Source organism: Streptomyces sp. NPDC089424 (genome assembly GCF_044749345.1).
Taxonomy (GTDB): domain Bacteria; phylum Actinomycetota; class Actinomycetes; order Streptomycetales; family Streptomycetaceae; genus Streptomyces.
This window is the reverse complement of record NZ_JBIVHU010000002.1, coordinates 1,467,053-1,486,234: the sequence shown is the minus strand read 5'-3', so window position 1 is coordinate 1,486,234 and position 19,182 is coordinate 1,467,053. Positions and strand designations below refer to the sequence as shown.

At 71.4% G+C, this 19,182-nt stretch carries 20 protein-coding genes; 6 read left to right on the top strand and 14 right to left on the bottom strand.

Going from position 1 to position 19,182, the window contains the following annotated elements; translation table 11 throughout:
- Positions 1-292: 292 nt before the first annotated feature.
- The 3 genes from rocD to ACIP2X_RS14195 form a co-directional block, all read right to left on the bottom strand.
- The gene (gene rocD / locus ACIP2X_RS14205; protein WP_401671869.1) at positions 293-1,516 is read right to left on the bottom strand and encodes an ornithine--oxo-acid transaminase; all 1,224 of its coding nucleotides are present in this window, start codon (positions 1,514-1,516) and stop codon (positions 293-295) included.
- On the bottom strand, positions 1,513-2,334 hold the full coding sequence (ddaH, locus tag ACIP2X_RS14200; RefSeq protein WP_401671866.1) for a dimethylargininase: 822 nt from the start codon (positions 2,332-2,334) through the stop codon (positions 1,513-1,515). Before ddaH ends, rocD begins: the two co-directional genes overlap by 4 nt.
- A gap of 123 nt (positions 2,335-2,457) precedes the next feature.
- Entirely contained in the window at positions 2,458-2,961 is a 504-nt protein-coding gene (locus ACIP2X_RS14195; protein WP_401671863.1) for an Lrp/AsnC family transcriptional regulator, read from the bottom strand.
- Between the two features lie 77 nt (positions 2,962-3,038).
- On the opposite strand from ACIP2X_RS14195, the gene ACIP2X_RS14190 reads away from it, so the two are divergent.
- The 4 genes from ACIP2X_RS14190 to ACIP2X_RS14175 are packed head-to-tail and all read left to right on the top strand — an operon-like array spanning position 3,039 to position 7,116.
- On the top strand, positions 3,039-3,788 hold the full coding sequence (locus ACIP2X_RS14190; protein WP_401671861.1) for a LytR/AlgR family response regulator transcription factor: 750 nt from the start codon (positions 3,039-3,041) through the stop codon (positions 3,786-3,788).
- A 2-nt stretch (positions 3,789-3,790) separates the two neighbouring features.
- On the top strand, positions 3,791-4,150 hold the full coding sequence (locus tag ACIP2X_RS14185) for a hypothetical protein (protein ID WP_401672365.1): 360 nt from the start codon (positions 3,791-3,793) through the stop codon (positions 4,148-4,150).
- A 51-nt stretch (positions 4,151-4,201) separates the two neighbouring features.
- Positions 4,202-5,914 carry a cation acetate symporter gene (locus ACIP2X_RS14180; protein ID WP_401671859.1) on the top strand — a complete coding sequence of 571 codons (1,713 nt, stop codon included), beginning with the start codon at positions 4,202-4,204 and terminating at the stop codon, positions 5,912-5,914.
- The gene (locus ACIP2X_RS14175) at positions 5,911-7,116 is read left to right on the top strand and encodes a sensor histidine kinase (protein WP_401671856.1); all 1,206 of its coding nucleotides are present in this window, start codon (positions 5,911-5,913) and stop codon (positions 7,114-7,116) included. Before ACIP2X_RS14180 ends, ACIP2X_RS14175 begins: the two co-directional genes overlap by 4 nt.
- 6 nt (positions 7,117-7,122) lie before the next feature.
- Here the strand turns inward: ACIP2X_RS14175 and ACIP2X_RS14170 are convergent, their stop codons facing one another.
- The 5 genes from ACIP2X_RS14170 to ACIP2X_RS14150 all read right to left on the bottom strand — a co-directional run bounded on the left by ACIP2X_RS14170 (position 7,123) and on the right by ACIP2X_RS14150 (position 11,726).
- Entirely contained in the window at positions 7,123-7,293 is a 171-nt protein-coding gene (locus tag ACIP2X_RS14170; protein ID WP_141310231.1) for a hypothetical protein, read from the bottom strand.
- Positions 7,294-7,465: 172 nt separating this feature from the next.
- Positions 7,466-8,416, bottom strand: a complete 951-nt coding sequence (locus ACIP2X_RS14165) for a cytochrome c oxidase assembly protein (protein WP_401671854.1) — start codon at positions 8,414-8,416, stop codon at positions 7,466-7,468.
- 105 nt (positions 8,417-8,521) lie between these two features.
- Positions 8,522-9,547, bottom strand: a complete 1,026-nt coding sequence (locus ACIP2X_RS14160) for a 6-phosphofructokinase (protein ID WP_401671851.1) — start codon at positions 9,545-9,547, stop codon at positions 8,522-8,524.
- 188 nt (positions 9,548-9,735) lie between these two features.
- Entirely contained in the window at positions 9,736-10,467 is a 732-nt protein-coding gene (locus ACIP2X_RS14155; RefSeq protein ID WP_401671849.1) for a type 1 glutamine amidotransferase, read from the bottom strand.
- A gap of 20 nt (positions 10,468-10,487) precedes the next feature.
- Complete coding sequence (locus tag ACIP2X_RS14150; RefSeq protein ID WP_401671846.1) at positions 10,488-11,726, bottom strand: MurT ligase domain-containing protein; 1,239 nt, start codon at positions 11,724-11,726, stop codon at positions 10,488-10,490.
- Between the two features lie 156 nt (positions 11,727-11,882).
- On the opposite strand from ACIP2X_RS14150, the gene def reads away from it, so the two are divergent.
- Entirely contained in the window at positions 11,883-12,422 is a 540-nt protein-coding gene (def, locus tag ACIP2X_RS14145) for a peptide deformylase (protein ID WP_401671844.1), read from the top strand.
- 62 nt (positions 12,423-12,484) lie between these two features.
- On the opposite strand, the gene ACIP2X_RS14140 is transcribed toward def, so the two are convergent.
- Positions 12,485-13,126, bottom strand: coding sequence for a TetR family transcriptional regulator (locus ACIP2X_RS14140; RefSeq protein ID WP_401671841.1), 642 nt, complete (start codon positions 13,124-13,126; stop codon positions 12,485-12,487).
- Positions 13,127-13,294: 168 nt separating this feature from the next.
- Here ACIP2X_RS14140 and ACIP2X_RS14135 point away from each other — a divergent pair, with 168 nt between their 5' ends.
- A complete protein-coding gene (locus ACIP2X_RS14135; protein ID WP_401671838.1) occupies positions 13,295-14,521 on the top strand; it encodes an acyl-CoA dehydrogenase family protein in 1,227 nt (408 codons plus the stop codon).
- A gap of 9 nt (positions 14,522-14,530) precedes the next feature.
- Here ACIP2X_RS14135 and ACIP2X_RS14130 read toward each other — a convergent pair whose 3' ends face one another.
- The 5 genes from ACIP2X_RS14130 to ACIP2X_RS14110 form a co-directional block, all read right to left on the bottom strand.
- The gene (locus ACIP2X_RS14130) at positions 14,531-15,052 is read right to left on the bottom strand and encodes a cupin domain-containing protein (protein ID WP_401671836.1); all 522 of its coding nucleotides are present in this window, start codon (positions 15,050-15,052) and stop codon (positions 14,531-14,533) included.
- Positions 15,053-15,064: 12 nt separating this feature from the next.
- Entirely contained in the window at positions 15,065-16,279 is a 1,215-nt protein-coding gene (locus ACIP2X_RS14125; RefSeq protein WP_401671834.1) for a cytochrome P450, read from the bottom strand.
- A 1-nt stretch (position 16,280) separates the two neighbouring features.
- Positions 16,281-17,339 carry a type III polyketide synthase gene (locus ACIP2X_RS14120; protein WP_401671831.1) on the bottom strand — a complete coding sequence of 353 codons (1,059 nt, stop codon included), beginning with the start codon at positions 17,337-17,339 and terminating at the stop codon, positions 16,281-16,283.
- Positions 17,340-17,492: 153 nt separating this feature from the next.
- Complete coding sequence (locus ACIP2X_RS14115; protein ID WP_393113363.1) at positions 17,493-17,729, bottom strand: DUF6213 family protein; 237 nt, start codon at positions 17,727-17,729, stop codon at positions 17,493-17,495.
- Between the two features lie 25 nt (positions 17,730-17,754).
- Positions 17,755-19,140: an NADP-dependent succinic semialdehyde dehydrogenase gene (locus ACIP2X_RS14110; RefSeq protein WP_401671828.1), complete on the bottom strand. Its 1,386-nt coding sequence runs from the start codon at positions 19,138-19,140 to the stop codon at positions 17,755-17,757.
- Positions 19,141-19,182: the final 42 nt, after the last annotated feature.

The following is a 19,182-nucleotide window of genomic DNA, read 5'->3' as shown; positions in this document are numbered from 1 at the left end:
CGGCCGGCGCCTTCCGGGGCGCGTGTCGTCTCTCGGTTCCGCCCTTGGCACCCTCCGGGGCGTGTGCGGTCCTGTTCCCCGGGCCTGCGGCCGGCGCCTTCCGGGGCGCGTGTCGTCTCCCGGTTCCGCCCTTGGCACCCTCCGGGGCGTGTGCGGTTCGTCCTTCTCGGGCCTGCCCCGGCGCCCCTGCCGTCGGGCGGGCCGGGGCAGGCCCGCATTGCCCCGGTGGCACGCCGGTCCTGCCGCTCAGATGCCCGAGCGCGCCGTCCCGGGGCGGCGGTGTTCCCCTTGCTCAGGCCTGCCCCAGCACCGTGCCCAGGGTGGCCAGCGCGGAGCGCAGCTCCTCCTCGGTGATGGTCAGCGGCGGGGCGAGGCGGATCGTCGAGCCGTGCGTGTCCTTCACCAGGACGCCCTCGCGCATCAGCCGTTCGCTGATCTCGCGACCGGTGCCGATCGCCGGGTCGATGTCGACGCCCGCCCACAGCCCCCGCGCCCGGAAGCCGACGACGCCCTTGCCGACCAGCTCGTCGAGGCCGTCCCGCAGCACCACGCCCAGCTCCGTGGCCCGGCGCTGGAACTCACCCGTCTCCAGCAGTTCGACGACCGCCGTGCCGACCGCCGCGGCCAGCGGGTTGCCGCCGAACGTCGAACCGTGCTCACCCGGCCGCAGTACGCCGAGCACGTCACGGCGCGCGACCACCGCCGACACCGGCACGATGCCCCCGCCCAGCGCCTTGCCCAGCAGCAGCACGTCGGGAACGACGCCCTCGTGCTCGACGGCGAGCGTGCGGCCCGTGCGGCCGAGGCCCGACTGGATCTCGTCCGCGATGAACAGGCACCCCTTGCGACGCGTCAGTTCCCGTACGCCCGCCAGATAGCCGTCGTCCGGGACGACGACGCCGGCCTCGCCCTGGATGGGCTCGATCAGCACCGCGGCCGTCGTCTCGTCGACCGCCTCCTCCAGCGCGGCAAGGTCGTTGTACGGCACGATCCGGAAGCCCGGCGTGAACGGACCGAACCCGGCCCGTGCCGTCTCGTCCGTCGAGAAGCTCACGATCGTCGTCGTACGGCCGTGGAAGTTCTCCGCAGCCACCACGATCGTCGCCCGGTCGGCGGGGACGCCCTTCACCTCGTACGCCCATTTGCGCGCCACCTTGATGCCGCTCTCGACGGCCTCGGCGCCCGTGTTCATGGGCAGCACCATGTCCAGGCCGGTCAGCACGGCCAGCCGCTCGGCGAACTCCGCGAGCCGGTCGTTGTGGAAGGCCCGGGAGGTCAGCGTGAGGCGGTCGAGCTGGCGGTGGGCCGCCTCGACGAGCGCGGGGTGGCGGTGGCCGAAGTTGAGCGCCGAGTAGCCGGCCAGCATGTCGAGGTAGCGGCGCCCCTCGACGTCCTCCACCCAGGTGCCCTCGGCCGCGGCCACGACCACGGGCAGCGGGTGGTAGTTGTGCGCGAGCACCGGCTCCTCGGCGCGGATCAGCTCGGCGGAGTCGCGGGTACGGGCGGGTGCGGTCATGAACGGATCTCCCGGATTTCCTGGGTGCAGCACTTGATGCCCCCGCCGGCCTTGTGGAACTCCGACAGGTCCACCGGCACGGGCACGTAGCCGCGTTCGGCGAGCTGCGCCGCGAGGCCCTCGGCGCGGGGTGAGATGAAGACGTGACGTCCGTCGGAGACGGAGTTCAGCCCGAACGTCATGGCGTCCTCGCGGGTGCCGAGCACCGCGTCCGGGTACAGCCGCGCGAGCACCTCACGGCTGCCGGGGGAGAAGGCCTCCGGGTAGTACGCGATGTTCTCGTCGTCGAGCACGAACAGCGCCGTGTCGAGGTGGTAGAGGTAGGGATCCACCAGGGTCAGCGAGATCACCGGCACCCCGAGGAACTCCTGCACCTCGCGATGGGCCTCGCGGGTGGTACGGAAGCCCGTGCCGGCCAGCACGTACCGGCCCGTCGGGACGAGGTCGCCCTCGCCCTCGCACACGTTCTCCGGCCGGTAGACGTCGAAGCCCGCGCCCTTGAACCAGGTGTCGTAGTACGTGGACTCGGGGCGCCGCTCGGGCGCGTGGAAGAGGGAGCCGAAGACGCGGCCGTCGACCACGACCGCCGAGTTGGCGGCGAAGACCATGTCCGGCAGGCCGGGCACCGGCGCCACGGTGTCGACCGTGTGGCCGTGGTCCTCGTAGACGCGGATCAGCGTCCGCCACTGCTCCTGGGCGAGACCGACGTCGACCTGCACGTCGGGATGCATCCAGGGATTGATCGCGTACTGCACGGCGAAGTGTCTGGGTTCGCAGACGAGGAAGCGCCGCCGGCGCGGCACACGGGTTTCGGACACAGAGGGGTCCCTCCGCTTCCTGCGGTGTCGACTGGGGGTGATCTCACGGTAGAAGCCCGTAGTGACGCCCGACAAGCGACAAAAGCTGCGTGTTCACGCAGGATCGCTGCGTTGTCACCGCTGTCAGCGCACGTCTGGTGCGCGCTCCGGCGCGGGCTGGCTGGCGCCTGCCTCGGGACTCTCCGGCAGGAGGTGGGACAGCACCATCACGCTGATCGTCTTGCGGATGAACGGCTCCGCACGGATCCGCTCCAGCACCTCCTCGAAGTGCTCCACATCCCGTGCCCGCACGTGCAGCAGCGCGTCCGCGCCCCCGGTCACCGTCATCGCCGCCGCGATCTCGGGATAGCCGCGCACCACCTCCGCGAGGCGCCGGGGCGGCGCCGCGCCCTCGCAGTACACCTCGACGTAGGCCTCGGTGCGCCATCCCAGCGCCGACGGCTCCACCGTCGCCGTGAAACCGGTGATCACGCCGGTCTCCCGCAACCGGTCCACCCGGCGCTTCACTGCGGTCGAGGACAGACCGATCGCCGCGCCGATCTCGGCGAAGCTCGTCCGGGAGTTCGCCATCAGCGCGGTGATGATCTTCCGGTCCAGTTCGTCGAACGGTGTCGGCCTGCTGTTCATGCGGGCACTGTATCCAGCGGAAACGTCCGCGCCCGGCACGTGTGCAGGCGTACGAATTGCTCCTAGACTCCACGTTCATGCTGCGCGCCCTCGCTGTCGACGACGAACGCCCCTCCCTCGAGGAACTCGTGTACCTGCTGAACGCGGACCCGCGCATCGGCAGCGCCGAGGGCGCCGGCGACGCGACCGAGGCGCTGCGCCGGATCACCCGTGCCCTGGAGTCCGGACCCGCCGGACCCGAGGCGATCGACGTCGTCTTCCTCGACATCAACATGCCGGGCCTCGACGGTCTCGACCTGGCCAGGCTGCTCACCGGGTTCGCCCAGCCGCCGCTGGTCGTCTTCGTCACCGCGCACGAGGACTTCGCCGTCCAGGCCTTCGACCTCAAGGCGGTCGACTACGTCCTCAAGCCGGTCCGCAAGGAGCGGCTGGCCGAGGCCGTGCGCCGGGCCGCCGAGCAGCGCGGCACCGCCCCGCGCATCCCCGTGCACGAACCCGACCCCGACCAGATACCCGTGGAGCTCGGCGGTGTCACCCGCTTCGTCGCCGTCGAGGACATCACCCACGTCGAGGCCCAGGGCGACTACGCCCGGCTGCACACCGGCAAGGGCAGCCACCTGGTCCGCATCCCGCTGTCCACGCTGGAGGACCGCTGGCGCTCCCGCGGCTTCGTGCGCATCCACCGCCGCCATCTGGTCGCCCTGCGCCACATCGGCGAACTCCGGCTGGACGCGGGCACGGTGAGCGTCGTGATCGGATCCGAGGAACTGCAGGTCAGCCGGCGTCACGCGCGGGAGCTGCGGGACCTGCTGATGAGGAGGGCGTGACGGTGCCCCAGGAGCCCACCGAGCGCCGTGTCGTCGTCACCGGCCCCCGCCGGGGCGCGCGGCGCGCCTCCGGCTACTACCGCCCGCAGACCGAGATCGACGAGCAGACCACCCTCGGTCACACCTACGTCCGCTCCCTGATGCGCACCCAACTGCGCGCCGCCCTCACGGTGTTCGCCGTGCTCGTCCTGCTCGTCGGCCCCCTGCCGCTGGTGTTCGCGACCGCCCCCGACGCCCGCCGACTGGAGTGGCTGGTCCTCGGGTTCTGCCTGTACGCGCCGCTCGTCCTGCTGGCCCGCTGGTACGTCAGCCGCGCCGAACGCAACGAACGCGACTTCGTCCGCCTGGTCGAGGACCGCTGACAGGACCGCTGAACAGGATCGCTGACAGGACCGCACAGAGGACTTGGGCCCATGTACTCCGGATACGCCGTCCCCGCCGTCGCCCTGGTCGTCGTGACGACCGTCCTGGTCGGCGCCTTCGGCCTGCGCATATCCCGGACCACCTCCGACTTCTACGTGGCCTCCCGCACCGTCGGCCCCCGGCTGAACGCCGCCGCGATCAGCGGCGAGTACCTCTCCGCCGCGTCGTTCCTCGGCATCGCGGGGCTGGTCCTCGCGCAGGGCCCGGACATGCTCTGGTACCCCGTCGGCTACACCGCCGGCTACCTGGTGCTCCTCGTCTTCGTCGCCGCCCCCCTGCGCCGCTCCGGCGCCTACACGCTGCCCGACTTCGCCGAGGCCCGCCTCGCCTCCCCGGCCGTGCGACGGCTAGCGGGCGCCTTCGTCGTCGGCGTCGGCTGGCTGTACCTGCTGCCCCAACTCCAGGGCGCCGGACTGACGTTGACCGTCCTGACCGGAGCCCCCGACTGGCTCGGCGGCATCATCGTCGCCGTCGTCGTCACCGCCATCGTCGCCGCGGGCGGCATGCGCAGCATCACGTTCGTGCAGGCCTTCCAGTACTGGCTCAAACTCACCGCCCTCCTGGTCCCCGCCCTCTTCCTCGTCCTCGCCTGGCAGGGCGACGGCGCCCCTCGCGACGCCTTCGACGAACCGGCCGCACTGCGCGAACAGCGCGTCGTCCGCGTCGACGACACCCTCGACCTGAAGCTGGACAGCCCGTTGACGGTGACGGTCAGCGGCAGGGTCGACGGACGGACCTACGAGGAGCGGCGCCTCGACCTCCCGGCCGGCACCCACCGCATCGCCCAGGGCACCCGCCTCACCTTCGACAAGGGCACCCCCGTCCCCACCGCCGACTCCGCGAGCGGCGGCGGCATGGCACCGTCACGGGCCGAGAGCCACGAGGACCGCCCGCTGTACGCCACGTACGGACTGATCCTCGCCACCTTCCTCGGCACCATGGGCCTGCCGCACGTCGTCGTCCGCTTCTACACGAGCCCGCACGGCGTCGCCGCCCGCCGGACCACGGTCGCCGTGCTCGCCCTGATCGGCGGCTTCTACCTGCTGCCCCCGGTCTACGGGGCCCTCGGCCGCATCTACGCCCCCGAACTCACCCTCACCGGCGACGCGGACGCGGCGGTCCTGCTGCTGCCGGAGCGCATGATCGGAGGCGTCGGCGGTGATCTGCTCGGCGCGCTGGTGGCGGGCGGTGCCTTCGCGGCGTTCCTGTCCACGGCGTCGGGACTGACCATGGCGGTGGCCGGCGTGCTGACCCAGGACGTCCTGCCCGCCCGGGGCGTGCGGCACTTCCGGCTCGGCACGGTCCTCGCGATGGCCGCGCCGCTCGTCGGGAGCGTGCTGGTCGGCGGGCTGCCGGTGGCGGACGCGGTGGGGCTGGCGTTCGCCGTGTCGGCGTCGTCCTTCTGCCCGCTGCTGGTGCTCGGCATCTGGTGGCGGCGCCTGACCCCGCCGGGCGCGGCGGCCGGGATGCTGGTCGGCGGCGGTTCGGCCTTCCTCGCGGTGGCCGCGACCATGGCGGGCTTCCCCGGCCCCGGCCCGTTGCACGCGCTGCTCGCCTGGCCCGCGCTGTGGTCGGTGCCGCTGGGCTTCCTCACGATGGTGCTGGTGTCGCTCGCGACCGCGAGCCGGGTCCCGCCGGGCACGGCGGCGATCCTCGCGCGGTTCCATCTCCCGGAAGAGGTCCGGGCGGAGGTGAAGGCATGAGCGGATTCATCGCCGGTCTCTGTGTCGCCGTGCTCCCGCTGCTCGCCGCGGGCTTCTGGCTGGGCCGGCGCACGGCGCGCCCCGAGAGCCTCGGCGGCCTCGGCACCCCCGTCGAGCACGCCACCTTCGAGACCCTGCACGCCGCCTCCCTCGCCGCGCCCCCGCTGCGGGCCGGCCTCACAGGGGAGACCGCGCGCAAGTCGGCCCGCCGGCTGCGCTCCCTGCTCGGCACGGACGCCCTGTGCCTCACCGACGGCACACGGGTGCTCGCCTGGGACGGCGTGGGCGCGCACCACCGCGCCGAGATCATGGAGCGGCTGACCGGCCCTCTGGAGACCGGCCGCGGCGAGGCCTTCCCGCTGACCTGCGACGCCCCGGACTGCCCCCTGCGCTGGGCGGTGGTCGCCCCGCTCACCGTCGACGACCGGGTGCACGGGGCCCTCGTGGCCTGCGCGCCCCGCGAGTCCGCCGTGCTGGTCCGGGCGGCCGGCGAGGTGGCCCGCTGGGTCTCCGTGCAGCTGGAACTCGCCGACCTGGACCAGTCCCGCACCCGGCTCATCGAGGCCGAGATCAAGGCCCTGCGTGCCCAGATCTCCCCGCACTTCATCTTCAACTCACTGGCGGTGATCGCCTCGTTCGTGCGCACCGACCCCGAGCGCGCCCGTGAACTGCTGCTGGAGTTCGCCGACTTCACCCGTTACTCGTTTCGCCGGCACGGCGACTTCACCACCCTCGCCGACGAGCTCCACGCCATCGACCACTACCTGGCGCTCGTGCGGGCACGCTTCGGCGACCGCCTCTCCGTCACGCTCCAGATCGCCCCCGAGGTGCTGCCGGTGGCGCTGCCCTTCCTCTGCCTCCAGCCGCTGGTCGAGAACGCCGTCAAGCACGGCCTCGAAGGCAAGGCCGACAAGTGCCACATCAGCATCACCGCCCAGGACACCGGCGCCGAGGCCCTCGTGGTGATAGAGGACGACGGCGCCGGCATGGACCCCGACCTGCTGCGCCGGATCCTCGCCGGGGAGGTCAGCCCGTCGGGCGGGATCGGGCTGTCCAACGTCGACGACCGGCTGCGCCAGGTCTACGGCGACGGCTACGGCCTCGTCATCGAGACCGCCGTCGGCGCGGGGATGAAGGTCACCGCCCGGCTGCCGAAATACCAGCCGGGGGTGCACTCGGCGGGCAGGCTCACCCGCGAGTGAACCACCTCAGGTGCTGCGGGTGGCCACCATCCCCAGGGTGATCAGGCCCAGCACGACCCAGCCGAACCACAGCCAGCCGTTGCTGCCGAGCGCCACTGTGTAGGCGGTCACCACGACGAGTCCGCCGACGGTGAGCACCCCCATCGCCTTCGTAGAGCCGTCCGTAGAACCGGGCATCGCAACACCCTCCTCATGGTTCGTCCCCTCCCATGGTGCCCCGGTTCCGCGTCGGTGCGACGGGCAAGGCGAAATGAGGGCCGGGATTCCGGGCGCCCGGACGAGGCGCGGACGACGGCGCCGCAATCGAGCACACGTTCGTCGTACGCGTCTTCGCAGGTGATGGGGTGGATCAGCGGCTGCGGGCGTTCAACGACGCCAGATAGGCGTTGTACGCCTCAAGCTCCTTGTCCCCGTCGCGATCGGCGGCCCGGTCCGTGCGCCGGGCCTGGCGCTGCTCCGAGGCGTACCACTGGAACAGCAGGGCGATCAGCACCAGCACGGACGGGATCTCGCTGAACGCCCAGGCGATGCCGCCGGCCGCGTTCTGGTCGGCGAGCGCGTCGATGCCCAGCGAGGCGGGCGGGTCGGCGTAGGTGCGGACCATGGGCGTCGAGGCCATCATCAGCGCGATGCCGAAGAACGCGTGGAACGGCATGCCCGCGAAGAGCTCCAGCATCCGCATCAGGTGGCCCGGCCGGTGCGGCCCCGGGTCCACACCGATGATCGGCCAGAAGAAGACCAGGCCGACGGCGAGGAAGTGCACCATCATCCCGATGTGCCCCGGCTTCGAGCCCATCAGGGTGTCGAAGATCGGGCTGAAGTACAGGGCGTAGAGGCTGGCGATGAACAGCGGGATCGTGAACGCCGGGTGCGTGATGATCCGCATGTACCGGCTGTGCAGCAGCGCCAGCAGGAGTTCGCGCGGCCCCTTGTGCCCCCGGGCGGCGGGCGGCAGCGCGCGCAGCGCGAGGGTGATCGGGCCGCCCAGCAGGATCAGGATCGGCGAGAGCATGCTGATCACCATGTGCTGCACCATGTGCACGCTGAACATGACCATGCCGTAGTCGTTCAGCTGGGTGCACATCATCAGCCCGATGGTCAGCACGCCGACGACGAAGGACACGGTCCGCCCGAGGGGCCACCGGTCCCCGCGCCGCCGCAGCCGCAGGACGCCCCACCCGTACAGCGCGAGCCCCAGCAGGCAGGCCACGAGGAAGAACGGCTCGGGCGACCACTGCAGCCCCCGCCCCAGCGTGAACGGCGGCAGGTCCGTGGTCATGCCGTGCCCGCTGTGATCCATCCAACGGCTCCTGTTTCGTACGGGTTGTGCTGTCTGTCCGCCCCAAGACTAGAACTGCCCCCGGCCGCTCCTGCGACCGGGGGCAGTGCCACGTACCCGGAGCGGCTACAGCACGCACTCCGCCTCGGCGTACCGGTCCTCCGGCACCGTCTTCAGCGTCTCCACCGCCTCCGCCAGCGGCACCATCACGATGTCGGTCCCGTTCAGCGCGGTCATCTTCCCGAACTCGCCCCGGTGCGCGGCCTCCACCGCGTGCCACCCGAACCGCGTGGCCAGCACCCGGTCGTACGCGGTCGGCGTACCGCCGCGCTGCACATGTCCGAGGATGACCGGCCGCGCCTCCTTGCCGAGCCGGTTCTCCAGCTCCACGGAGAGCTGCCGGGCGACCCCCGCGAACCTCTCGTGCCCGTAGACGTCCTTGCCGCCCTCGTCGAACGCCATGGAGCCGGGCCGCGGCTTCGCGCCCTCCGCCACCACGACGATCGCGAACCGCTTGCCCGCCTCGAACCGCTCGCCGACCTTCGCGGTCAGCTCGTCGATGTCGAAGGGCCGCTCCGGTACGACGATGGCGTGGGCGCCCGCCGCCATGCCGGAGTGCAGGGCGATCCACCCGGTGTGCCGGCCCATGACCTCCACGATCAGAACCCGCTGATGGGACTCGGCGGTGGTCTTGAGCCGGTCCAGCGCCTCGGTCGCGACGGTCACGGCGGTGTCGAAGCCGAAGGTCACGTCGGTCACGGCGATGTCGTTGTCGATGGTCTTCGGCACGCCCACGATGGGCAGCCCGTTGTCCGACAGCAGCCGGGCCGCCTTCAGGGTGCCCTCACCGCCGATCGGGATGATCGCGTCGAGGCCGAGCTCCTGGACATGGCCGCGGGCCCGCTCCACACCGTCGCGCAGATGCTCGGGACGGACCCGGGAGGAGCCGAGGATGGTGCCGCCGCGGGCGAGGATGCCGCCCACCGCGTCCAGGTCGAGCTTGAGGTAGTCGCACTCCAGGAGGCCCTTCCAGCCGTCCCTGAACCCGATGACCTCGTCGCCGTGGTCGACGACGGCACGGTGCACGACGGACCGGATGACGGCGTTCAGACCGGGGCAGTCGCCGCCGGAGGTGAGGACACCAATGCGCATAGCCCGAAATACCTTCTCGACGTGGGCCGGGTCCGGACCACGCTGTCCGGCTCGATCCCCGCCACCCTAGCGGCACAGGGGGGCGGGACCGAACCGTGCGTCCGACTGCTGGACGACCGCGCTCACCTGTGCGGACGGTCCGTCAGACGGGCTTGCCGGGCGGTGCGGGACCGCGCCGGAACGTCGCCTCAGGCGGGCTGCTGCTGCGCCGCCGCGATGCGCTCGTCGCGCAGCGCCTCGTACCAGTGGTCGTCGGTCGGCGGCAGCGCGTTGACGTCCAGCGCCAGCTTCAGCAGCAGGTCCGCGATCTGCGGATTGCGGGCCAGCACCGGTCCGTGCATGTAGGTGCCGAAGACCGTGTCGTTGTACGCGCCCTCCGTGCCGTCGCCCGTGCCGTTGCCGTTGCCGAACCGCACCCGGGCGAGCGGGCGGGCCGTCGGCCCGAGACGGGTGATGCCCTGGTGGTTCTCGAAGCCGGTCAGCGGGGGCAGGCCCAGCCGCTCGTCGACGTCGCCGAGCACGTCACCGACGCACCGCTCGCCCTCGCCGCGCACCGAGACGACGTCGAGCAGGCCGAGGCCGGGCTCGCGCTGGCCGAGGTCGTTGATGAACTCGTGCCCGAGGATCTGGTAGCCGGCGCACACCGAGAACACGATCGCGCCGTTGCCGACGGCCCGGTGCAGGCCGCCGTCACGCCGCAGCCGCTCGGCCGCGAGCCGCTGCGGCCGGTCCTCGCCGCCGCCGATCAGGTAGATGTCGCCGGAGGTCGGGATGGGCTGGTCGCTGCGCACGTCGAGCCGTGCCACGTCCAGGCCCCGCTGCCGCGCCCGGCGCTCGACGACGAGGACGTTGCCCTGGTCGCCGTACGTGCTGAGCAGGTCCGGGTAGATCCAGACGACCCGCAGTTGGTTGTCGCTCACGAAAGTCCCCTGAAGTCTTGTCAGTTGCCGACGCGGCGGCGCAGGTCCTGGAACGCGGTGTAGTTGGCGATGACCTCGATGCGGCCCGGCGGGGCCTTCTGCACCGCCTCGTCGAGGTTCTCGCAGACCTGGAAGTGCTGGTTCGCCACCTCCAGCCGCACCGCGAGGTCGAGCTTGCGGTCGCCGATGACGAAGATCGGGTGCCCGGTCAGCCGCGTGTAGTCGACGTCCCAGAGCCACGAGGTGTCCGTGCCGTCGGCGCCGCGCGCGTTCACGGACAGGATCACCGGGGTCGGCGGCGGGTCGATGAGGGAGAACGTCTCCAGCCACCCGGCCGGGTTCTTGGCGAGCAGCAGCCGCAGATCGCGCTGCAGGAACTGCACCACGTCGTAGCGCCCGGCCACCGCCTGCACCTGGTACATCCGCTCCAGGGCGACCTGCGGCGGCACCCCGAACACGGCGGCGACGGCCGCCGAGGAGGTGGCGTTGGCCTTGTTGGCGCGGCCCGGCAGCTGGAGGTGGATCGGCCAGGCGGAGCCGTGCGGGTCGAGCACGTGGTCGCCGGAGAGCGCCCAGCTCGGCGTGGGGCGGCGGAAGCCGCACTCGCCGCAGAACCAGTCGTCGCCGGGGCGCCGCATCACACCGCCGCAGGACGGGCAGGACCAGGCGTCGTCCTTCCACATCTGCCCGGCCGCGACCCAGATCACATTCGGGGAGGACGAGGCCGCCCACACCACGAGCGGGTCGTCCGCGTTGGCGACGATCACGGCCTTGGTGCCGGCGAGCCCCTCGCGCCAGTTCTCGGCGAGCATCCGGGTCTCGGCGGCACGGTCGAGCTGGTCGCGGGAGAGGTTCAGCAGCGCGATGCACTTCGGGTCGGTGTCCCGGGCCACACCGGCCAGGTACTTCTCGTCGACCTCGATGACGCCGAACTTGGCCTCCGAGCCGCCCGCCAGCGCCGAGGTGATGCCGGCGGGCATGTTGGCGCCGAGCGCGTTGGACACCACCGGTCCGGCGGCGCGCAGCGCCTCGGCGATGAGCCGCGTGGTCGTGGTCTTGCCGTTGGTCGCCGACACCAGGGTGACGTCCAGGTTCTGGGCGAGCCGGGCCAGAAGGTCGGGGTCGAGCTTGAGGGCCACCCGGCCACCGATCACCGAACCGCTGCCGCGTCCCGCTGCGCGTGATGCCGCAGCGACCGCCTTGCCCGCGGTCACGGCCAGCTTGGCCCGCGGCGAGAGCGGGTCCGAGTTGCCTGCCATCAGTTCTCGATCCTCCTTGCGTACGCGCCGCGCCGTAGCATCCGGCAACGTGGTGACGTCCCAGCCTATCCAGACACACTCACCTGCCCGAATCGCGGCACCGTCACGATCCCCGCGCGCGGGGAGCGCGCCCGCGAGGACCGTACCCTTGCCGGCATGCGACAAGGCTCCATCCCGGGCGCTCACGGGCGTGTCCGGCCCCTCACCCTGCTCGGCGACCCGATCCTGCACACACCCTCCACGGAAGTCACCGGGTTCGGCCCCGAACTCTCCCGGCTCGTGGAGGACTTGTTCGCGACCATGTACGCCGCCCAGGGCGTCGGCCTGGCCGCGAACCAGGTCGGCGAGGCGCTCCGGGTCTTCGTCTTCGACTGTCCGGACGACGAGGACGTACGGCACGTGGGGCATGTGGTGAACCCGCGTCTGGTCGAGGCGGACGGCGTGGTGATCCGCGGCCCGGAGGGCTGTCTGTCGCTGCCGGGCCTGGAGGCGGGGACGGAGCGCTACGACCACGCGGTGGTCGAGGGTGTCACGACGACGGGCGAGCCGGTCACGATCCACGGCACCGGCTTCTTCGCCCGCTGCCTCCAGCACGAGTGCGACCACCTGGACGGAACGGTCTACGCCGACCGTGTCACGGGCTGGCGCCACCGACGCCTGCTGCGCCAGGTGTCGCGGGCCTCCTGGCGCACGTGAGCGCACGTCCTCCCGAGGGCGGGGGACCGCGCGAGGGTCCCCGGCCCGCGGACGGCGCGGCCTCAGAAGCCGGGACCCCCCACCCGGTCGCCCGCGGCGGCGAGCCGGCCCCAGAGCAGGTCGGCGAGGCATCGCACCAACTCGGCGCGGGAACAGGGCCGTTCCCCCAGCCACCAGTCCCCGGCGGCATGCATCATCCCGACGATCCCGTGCCCCCAGACCCGTGCCAGCCGCTGACTCTCCGGCCCGAGGTCCAGCCGGTCCTCGATAACCTGGGCCAGCTCCTCACCCATGCGCCGCAGCAGCGGCGCCGAGTGCTTGCCCACGTCGAAGCCCTGGTCTCCGGGCGAGCCCTCCGAGGGATGCATCAGGAAGCGGTACACCTGGGGCCGTGCCTCGATCGCCGCGAGGTAGGTGTCGAGCGTGTTCTCCACCCGCTCGCGCCGCTCCGCCGGGGCGTCGAGGGCGGCCCGCAGCGAGTCGAGCAGGGCGTCGGTGTGCCGTTTGGCCAGGGCGGCGTAGAGGCCGCCCTTGTCGCCGAAGTGCCGGTAGAGGATCGGTTTGGTGATGCCCGCCTCCGCCGCGATGGCGTTCATCGAGGCCTGCGGACCGTCGCGCAGCACGACGCGGTCGGCGGCCTCCAGCAACTCGCGCCGTCGGCGGTCGGCGGACCTCTGCTGCTCGGTCCGCTGCGTGGTGTCCATCTGATCTCCCCACCCGTGCTCGATCGGTGACGCAAGCGCAAACTAACACTCGGCACGGCAGCCCTCGAACGGGCGGCCGAGCGGGGGCGGTGAGTTGACTTCTCCTACCCAGCGGTAACAGACTGCGGTTACCGCAAGTAACATGCTTTGTGCGCCGCTGGAGGGGACATGGCCGAGTTCACCATGGAGCTCAACGACGAACAGAAGGAGGTCCGGGACTGGCTGCACGGCTTCGCCGCCGACGTCATCCGCCCCGCGGCCGCCGAATGGGACGAGCGTGAGGAGACTCCCTGGCCGGTCATCCAGGAGGCCGCCAAGGTCGGCATCTACTCCCTCGACTTCTACGCGCAGCAGTACTTCGACGCCACCGGCCTCGGCATCCCGATGGCCATGGAGGAACTGTTCTGGGGCGACGCGGGCATCGCCCTGTCGATCGTCGGCACCGGCCTCGCGGCGGTGGGCGTGCTCGCCAACGGCACCGAGGAGCAGATCGGCACCTGGATCCCGCAGATGTACGGCGACGCGAACGACGTGAAGGTCGCCGCCTTCTGCTCCTCCGAGCCCGACGCCGGCTCCGACGTGGCCTCCCTGCGCACCCGCGCGGTGTACGACGAGGCCAAGGACGAGTGGGTCCTCACCGGCACCAAGACCTGGGCGACCAACGGCGGCATCGCCAACGTCCATGTGGTCGTGGCGGTGGTGGACCCGGAGCTGGGCTCGAAGGGCCACGCCTCCTTCATCGTGCCGCCGAACACCCCGGGGCTCTCCCAGGGACAGAAGTTCAAGAAGCACGGCATCCGCGCCTCGCACACCGCCGAGGTCGTCCTCGACGGCGTCCGGGTGCCCGGTTCCTGCCTGCTGGGCGGCAAGGAGAAGCTGGACGAGCGGCTCGCGCGCGCCCGTGAGCGGGCGAGGACGGGTGGCGAGCGCCTGAAGAACGCGGCGATGGCCACGTTCGAGGCGTCCCGTCCGGCGGTCGGCGCGATGGCGGTGGGCACGGCCCGGGCAGCGTACGAGGTGGCGTTGGACTACGCGACCACCCGTGAGCAGTTCGGCCGGCCGATCATCGACAACCAGGGCGTGGCCTTCCAGCTCGCCGACATGCGCACGTCCATCGACGCGGCGCGGCTGCTGGTGTGGCGGGCGTCCTGGATGGCCGTCAACGGCAGGCCCTTCACGGCCGCCGAGGGGTCGATGTCCAAGCTGTTCGCCAGCGAGACCGCGAAGACGGTCACCGCCCAGGCGATCCAGATCCTGGGCGGCAACGGCTACACCCGCGAGTACCCGGTGGAGCGGATGCACCGGGACGCCGCGATCTACACGATCTTCGAGGGAACCAGCGAGATCCAGCGCCTGGTGATCGCCCGCACCTTGTCGGGCAAGCCCATCCGCTAGGAGAGGCTTTCAGCGGTGCTTGAGCGGGGTCAGCTGCTCGATGTCGTACCGGGCCCGGAGCGCCTCGATCGCCTCGCGGTCCGGCGGCCCCCCGTCCCGCAGGATCTCCAGCAGCTCCTCGAAGTACTGCTCGTGATCCGGGGGCGGGGACGCCTGGAAGAACATCTTCGCGGGCGTCTCCGTCGGATTGGCGAACGCGTGCGGGCAGCCCGGGGGTACGACGATGACCGTGCCCGGCGTCGCCCGGACCACCTGGTTGCCCGAACGCGACTCCCACTTCTGCCAGTTGTCGGGGGTCCGCACGCGGGGCTCGAAGGCGAGCACGTCCAGCTCGCCCTCCAGCACGTAGAACAACTCCTCGCTGCGGGTGTGCACATGGGCGCCGACGTCGAATCCCGGGGGGACGAGAACCTCGAAGGTGGACGCCATCCGTGAGTGCGCACCGGTCACCTTGAACGTGACGTGCTGGGCCGGGGTCTGGACGACACGGCCTTGGCCGGGCGGTACCAGCAGTCCTTCGGTCGCGGTCACCGTCTGCTCACCTCACCAGGTCACGGGCAGGGCCAGGGGCCCTCGGATCAAGGTGCCCTTCCTGAAGGGCACTTCCTCGGGCGGCACCGCGAGCCGCAGGCCGGGCACCCGGTCGAACAGCGCGTCGACCAGCAGCTCCGACTCCAGCTTCGCCAGCATCCCGCCCACGCAGTAGTGCGGCCCGAAGCCGAACGCCAGATGCGGGTTGGGCTCTCGGGTGAAGTCGATGGTCCCGGGGTCGGGGAAGACGTCGGGATCCCGGTTCGCCGCGAGATACGACACGTAGACCGCGTCGCCCGCGCCGATCAGCCGGCCGCCGATCTCCACGTCCTCCAGGGCGATCCGGGACAGGCCGACGGCGTTGCGGTGCGGGATCCAGCGCAGCAGCTCGTCGACGGCGCGGGCGCGGATTCCCGGCTCGGTCCGCAGCCGCTCGGCGAGGTCCGGCCGGGTGAGCAGGACGTAGAACATCTGGCCGCTGTTGCCGGTGACCGCCTCGCCGCCGATCTGGATCAGCACGGCCAGGCCCACCGCCTCCTCCAGCGTGATCTCGCCCCGGCCGAGGGCGGCGCCGAGCAGCGACGTGACGTCCTCACCCGTGCTGTTCTCCCGGAGGCCGACGAGATCGGCGAAGTAGTCGCCCATCTCGTCTTTGGCCCGTTCGCTGACGTCCGCACCGTGCGTGGCGGACAGGATCAGCCGCGTCCAGTCGCGCATTCTGTGCCGGTCGGCGGCCGGTACGCCCATCAGCTCGCAGATCACCGCGACCGGGAACGGGCTGAGCACCGCCGCGGTGAGGTCGGCGGGCGGGCCGCTTGCGAGCAGCCCGCCCACCAGGTCGTCGAGCATCCGCCGGGACCTCTCCCGCAGGCGCTCCACGCCCCGCGCCGTGAACGCGCAGGCCACGGAGCGACGTAGCCGGGTGTGGTCCGGCGGGTCCAGGAGGCCGACCGCGTCACGCGTCGGCACGAAGTGCGGGGCCAGCCGCGTGACCTGCCGGTCCACGACCGCCGCCCGGCTGAACCGGGGGTCGTTGGTCACCGTGCGCACATCGTCGTGCCGGGTGACCAGCCAGGCCCAGTCCTCGCCGTTCGGCAGCCGGACCCGGGTGACCGGCCCCTCGTCCATCAGCGCGCGCAGCACCGGATCGAACTCGACTCCGGCCGGATCCGTTGCGGGCCACTGCCGGACGGGGGGCGCGGTCCCCGTGATCGTCTCCTGGCTCATGTCACGCCGGCTCGTCGATCTGCCAGCGCCCCACGGACATCTCCGCGGTGATGCCGGGTCCGAACCCGGCGAGCAGTCCGCGTGCCCGGTGCTCCGCGCCGCCCTCGTCGAACAGCCTGCGCAGCGCGTCCAGGACGACGGCGCTGGCGATGTTGCCGTACTCGGTGAGGGTGGCCCGGCTGAACCGGAAGGCGTGCGGCTCGACCTGCAGGAACTTGCTGAGGTCGTCGAGGATGCGGGGTCCTCCGGCGTGGATGATGTAGAAGTCCAGGTCGGAGGCGTCCCAGCCGTGGGCGCCCGCCAGTTCGTGCAGGGCCGGAGCCAGCGGCTCCATGGTGCCGGGCACCCGCTTGTCCAGCAGGAAGTGGAACCCGGTGGCCCGGACGTCGTACGAGATCCAGTCCTCGGTCTTGGGGATCAGGTACGAGCCGTTGCGCTCCAGCTTCACCCCGGTGCCGCCGCGGCCGCGGACCACGGCGGCGGCGACGCCGTCGCCGAACAGGCCGTTGGACAGCAGCGACCCGATGCCGATGTCCGTCGGCTGGTAGCACAGCGAGCAGAACTCGCAGGCCACGATCAGCACGTTGCACTCCGGGTAGGCCACACAGAAGTCGTGGGCCCGGTTGATGGCCGCGCCGCCCGCCGCACAGCCCAGCTGGGCTATGGGTATCTGGCGGGTGGTGCTGGAGAAGTCCATCTCGTTGATCAGCCACGCCGTGAGCGAGGGCATCATGAAGCCCGTGCACGACACGTAGATGATCACGTCGATGTCGCTGGTGAGGAGTTCCGCGTCGTCGAGCGCCCGTTGCACGACCGCCGGGACGCGGGCCTTGGCCTCGGACTCGTAGATCTTGTTGCGCGCCTCGAAGCCGGGATGCTTGAGGGTTTCCTCGATCGGCTGCACGATGTGCCGGGTGCGCACACCGGTGTTCTCGATCAGCCGGAGGGCCAGCGGGAGTTGGGGGTGGTCCGCGTGGCGGGAGCGTGCCAGCTCCAGCGTCTCTTCCATCGTGATCACGTGTTCTGGAACGGACACCGAGGGTCTGCACAAAGTCGCCATGAACCGTGCCTGCTTTCGCCGTCCGGAAGGCTCTTGAGCCCCGGTCAGAAGGTGGTTCACCTCCGAGAAGGTGTAAACCCACGATCACCCGGGAGCGCCACGATCTCTCGCCGGATTACTCCGTCCAGGCGACAACGGCTTTCGGTACCCGTGCTACGAACCGGCTCCGCTGCTGTGCGCGATGCACGCGACGTCGATCCGGTCGGCCAGCTTCGCCAGCTCGATCGTCAGCGTCGCCACGGTGTCCTCGTCGAGTCCCTCCTGGCCGGCCTCGACCAGACGCAGCCACCGGCCGCCCACCGTGCGGAGCAGCTTGCTCACGTCGGACGCGGCCACCTGCAAGGTACCGCGGTCGTCGACGATCAGAGGCAGGGTCACTTCGCGGTTCACAAAGGGGATCGTAGCCCTGGAACCCTCACGCTCCGTGCCATACGGTCGTGATGTTGCAGAACTCGCGGATTCCGTGCCCGGACAGCTCACGACCGTACCCGGAGCGCTTCACCCCGCCGAACGGGAACGCCGGATGGGAGGCGGTCATCCCGTTGACGAAGACGCCGCCCGCCTCCAGGTCCCGCACGAACCGGTCGACGTCCGACTCCTCGCGCGTCCAGACGTTGGAACTCAGGCCGAACGGCGAGTCGTTGGCGATGAGCACCGCCTCGTCCAGGTCGCCCGCCCGGTACAGCGTCGCCACCGGCCCGAAGGCTTCCTCGCGGTGGATGCGCATCTCGCGGGTGATGTCGGCGAGCACCGTCGGCGGGTAGTACCAGCCGTCGCCCGCGGGCCGCTCACCGCCGCACAGGACCGTGGCACCGCTGCGCCGGGCGTCGTCCACCAGCTCCTCCACGTCGGCCCGGCCCTGCTCGCTGGCCAGTGGCCCGACCTCCGTCTCCTCCGCCATCGGGTCGCCGACCTCGAGCGCCTTCATGGCCTCGGTGAAGCGCTCGGCGAAGGCGTCGTAGACGTCCGTGTGCACGATGAACCGCTTCGCCGCGATGCACGACTGCCCGTTGTTCTGCACCCGGGCCGTCACCGCGACCTGGGCCGCCCGGTCGACGTCCGCCGACGGCATCACGACGAAGGGGTCGCTGCCGCCCAGCTCCAGCACCGTCTTCTTGACCATCTCCCCGGCCGTGGAGGCCACCGCGCGCCCGGCCGGCTCGCTGCCGGTCAGGGTCGCCGCCTTGACCCGCTCGTCGCGCAGGATCTCGTCGACCGCGCCGGACCCGATCAGCAGGGTCTGGAAGCAGCCCTCGGTGAAGCCCGCCCGGTGGAACAGGTCCTCCAGGTAGAGGGCGGTCTGGGGCACGTTCGAGGCGTGCTTGAGCAGGCCGACGTTGCCCGCCATCAGCGCGGGCGCCGCGAAGCGGATCACCTGCCACAGCGGGAAGTTCCACGGCATCACCGCGAGCACCGGCCCGAGCGGCCGGTAGCGGACGTGGACCCGGGAGGCGCCGGAGTCCCGGACGTCGGACTCGGCGGGCTCCTCGTCGGCGAGCAGGCTCTCGGCGTTCGCGGCGTACCAGCGCATCGCCTTGGCGCACTTCGCGGCTTCGGCGCGGGCCTGCTTGACCGGCTTGCCCATCTCCGTGGTCATGACACGGCCGATGTCGTGCTGGTCCTCGTCCAGAAGGTCCGCGGCCCGGTTCAGCAGCCGTGCGCGCTCGGCGAAGCCGCTCTCCCGGTAGGTGCGGAACGTGGCCTCGGCGAGCTGGATCCGGCGCTCGATCTCCTCCGCGCCCATGGCCTCATACGTCTTGATCGTCTCGCCGTTCGCCGGGTTCACCGTCGCGATGGGCATGGCTGACCTCCAAAGGAGCTGCTGTGCTTCGACCTTCCCGCG

Bases quoted from the DNA above. Each gene is read 5' to 3' on its own strand.
- rocD (WP_401671869.1), bottom strand. From the start codon at position 1,516: ATGACCGCACCCGCCCGTACCCGCGACTCCGCCGAGCTGATCCGCGCC.
- ACIP2X_RS14195 (WP_401671863.1), bottom strand. From the start codon at position 2,961: ATGAACAGCAGGCCGACACCGTTCGACGAACTGGACCGGAAGATCATC.
- ACIP2X_RS14190 (WP_401671861.1), top strand. From the start codon at position 3,039: ATGCTGCGCGCCCTCGCTGTCGACGACGAACGCCCCTCCCTCGAGGAA.
- ACIP2X_RS14180 (WP_401671859.1), top strand. From the start codon at position 4,202: ATGTACTCCGGATACGCCGTCCCCGCCGTCGCCCTGGTCGTCGTGACG.
- ACIP2X_RS14175 (WP_401671856.1), top strand. From the start codon at position 5,911: ATGAGCGGATTCATCGCCGGTCTCTGTGTCGCCGTGCTCCCGCTGCTC.
- ACIP2X_RS14170 (WP_141310231.1), bottom strand. From the start codon at position 7,293: ATGCCCGGTTCTACGGACGGCTCTACGAAGGCGATGGGGGTGCTCACC.
- ACIP2X_RS14165 (WP_401671854.1), bottom strand. From the start codon at position 8,416: ATGGATCACAGCGGGCACGGCATGACCACGGACCTGCCGCCGTTCACG.
- ACIP2X_RS14160 (WP_401671851.1), bottom strand. From the start codon at position 9,547: ATGCGCATTGGTGTCCTCACCTCCGGCGGCGACTGCCCCGGTCTGAAC.
- ACIP2X_RS14150 (WP_401671846.1), bottom strand. From the start codon at position 11,726: ATGGCAGGCAACTCGGACCCGCTCTCGCCGCGGGCCAAGCTGGCCGTG.
- def (WP_401671844.1), top strand. From the start codon at position 11,883: ATGCGACAAGGCTCCATCCCGGGCGCTCACGGGCGTGTCCGGCCCCTC.
- ACIP2X_RS14140 (WP_401671841.1), bottom strand. From the start codon at position 13,126: ATGGACACCACGCAGCGGACCGAGCAGCAGAGGTCCGCCGACCGCCGA.
- ACIP2X_RS14135 (WP_401671838.1), top strand. From the start codon at position 13,295: ATGGCCGAGTTCACCATGGAGCTCAACGACGAACAGAAGGAGGTCCGG.
- ACIP2X_RS14125 (WP_401671834.1), bottom strand. From the start codon at position 16,279: ATGAGCCAGGAGACGATCACGGGGACCGCGCCCCCCGTCCGGCAGTGG.
- ACIP2X_RS14120 (WP_401671831.1), bottom strand. From the start codon at position 17,339: ATGGCGACTTTGTGCAGACCCTCGGTGTCCGTTCCAGAACACGTGATC.
- ACIP2X_RS14110 (WP_401671828.1), bottom strand. From the start codon at position 19,140: ATGCCCATCGCGACGGTGAACCCGGCGAACGGCGAGACGATCAAGACG.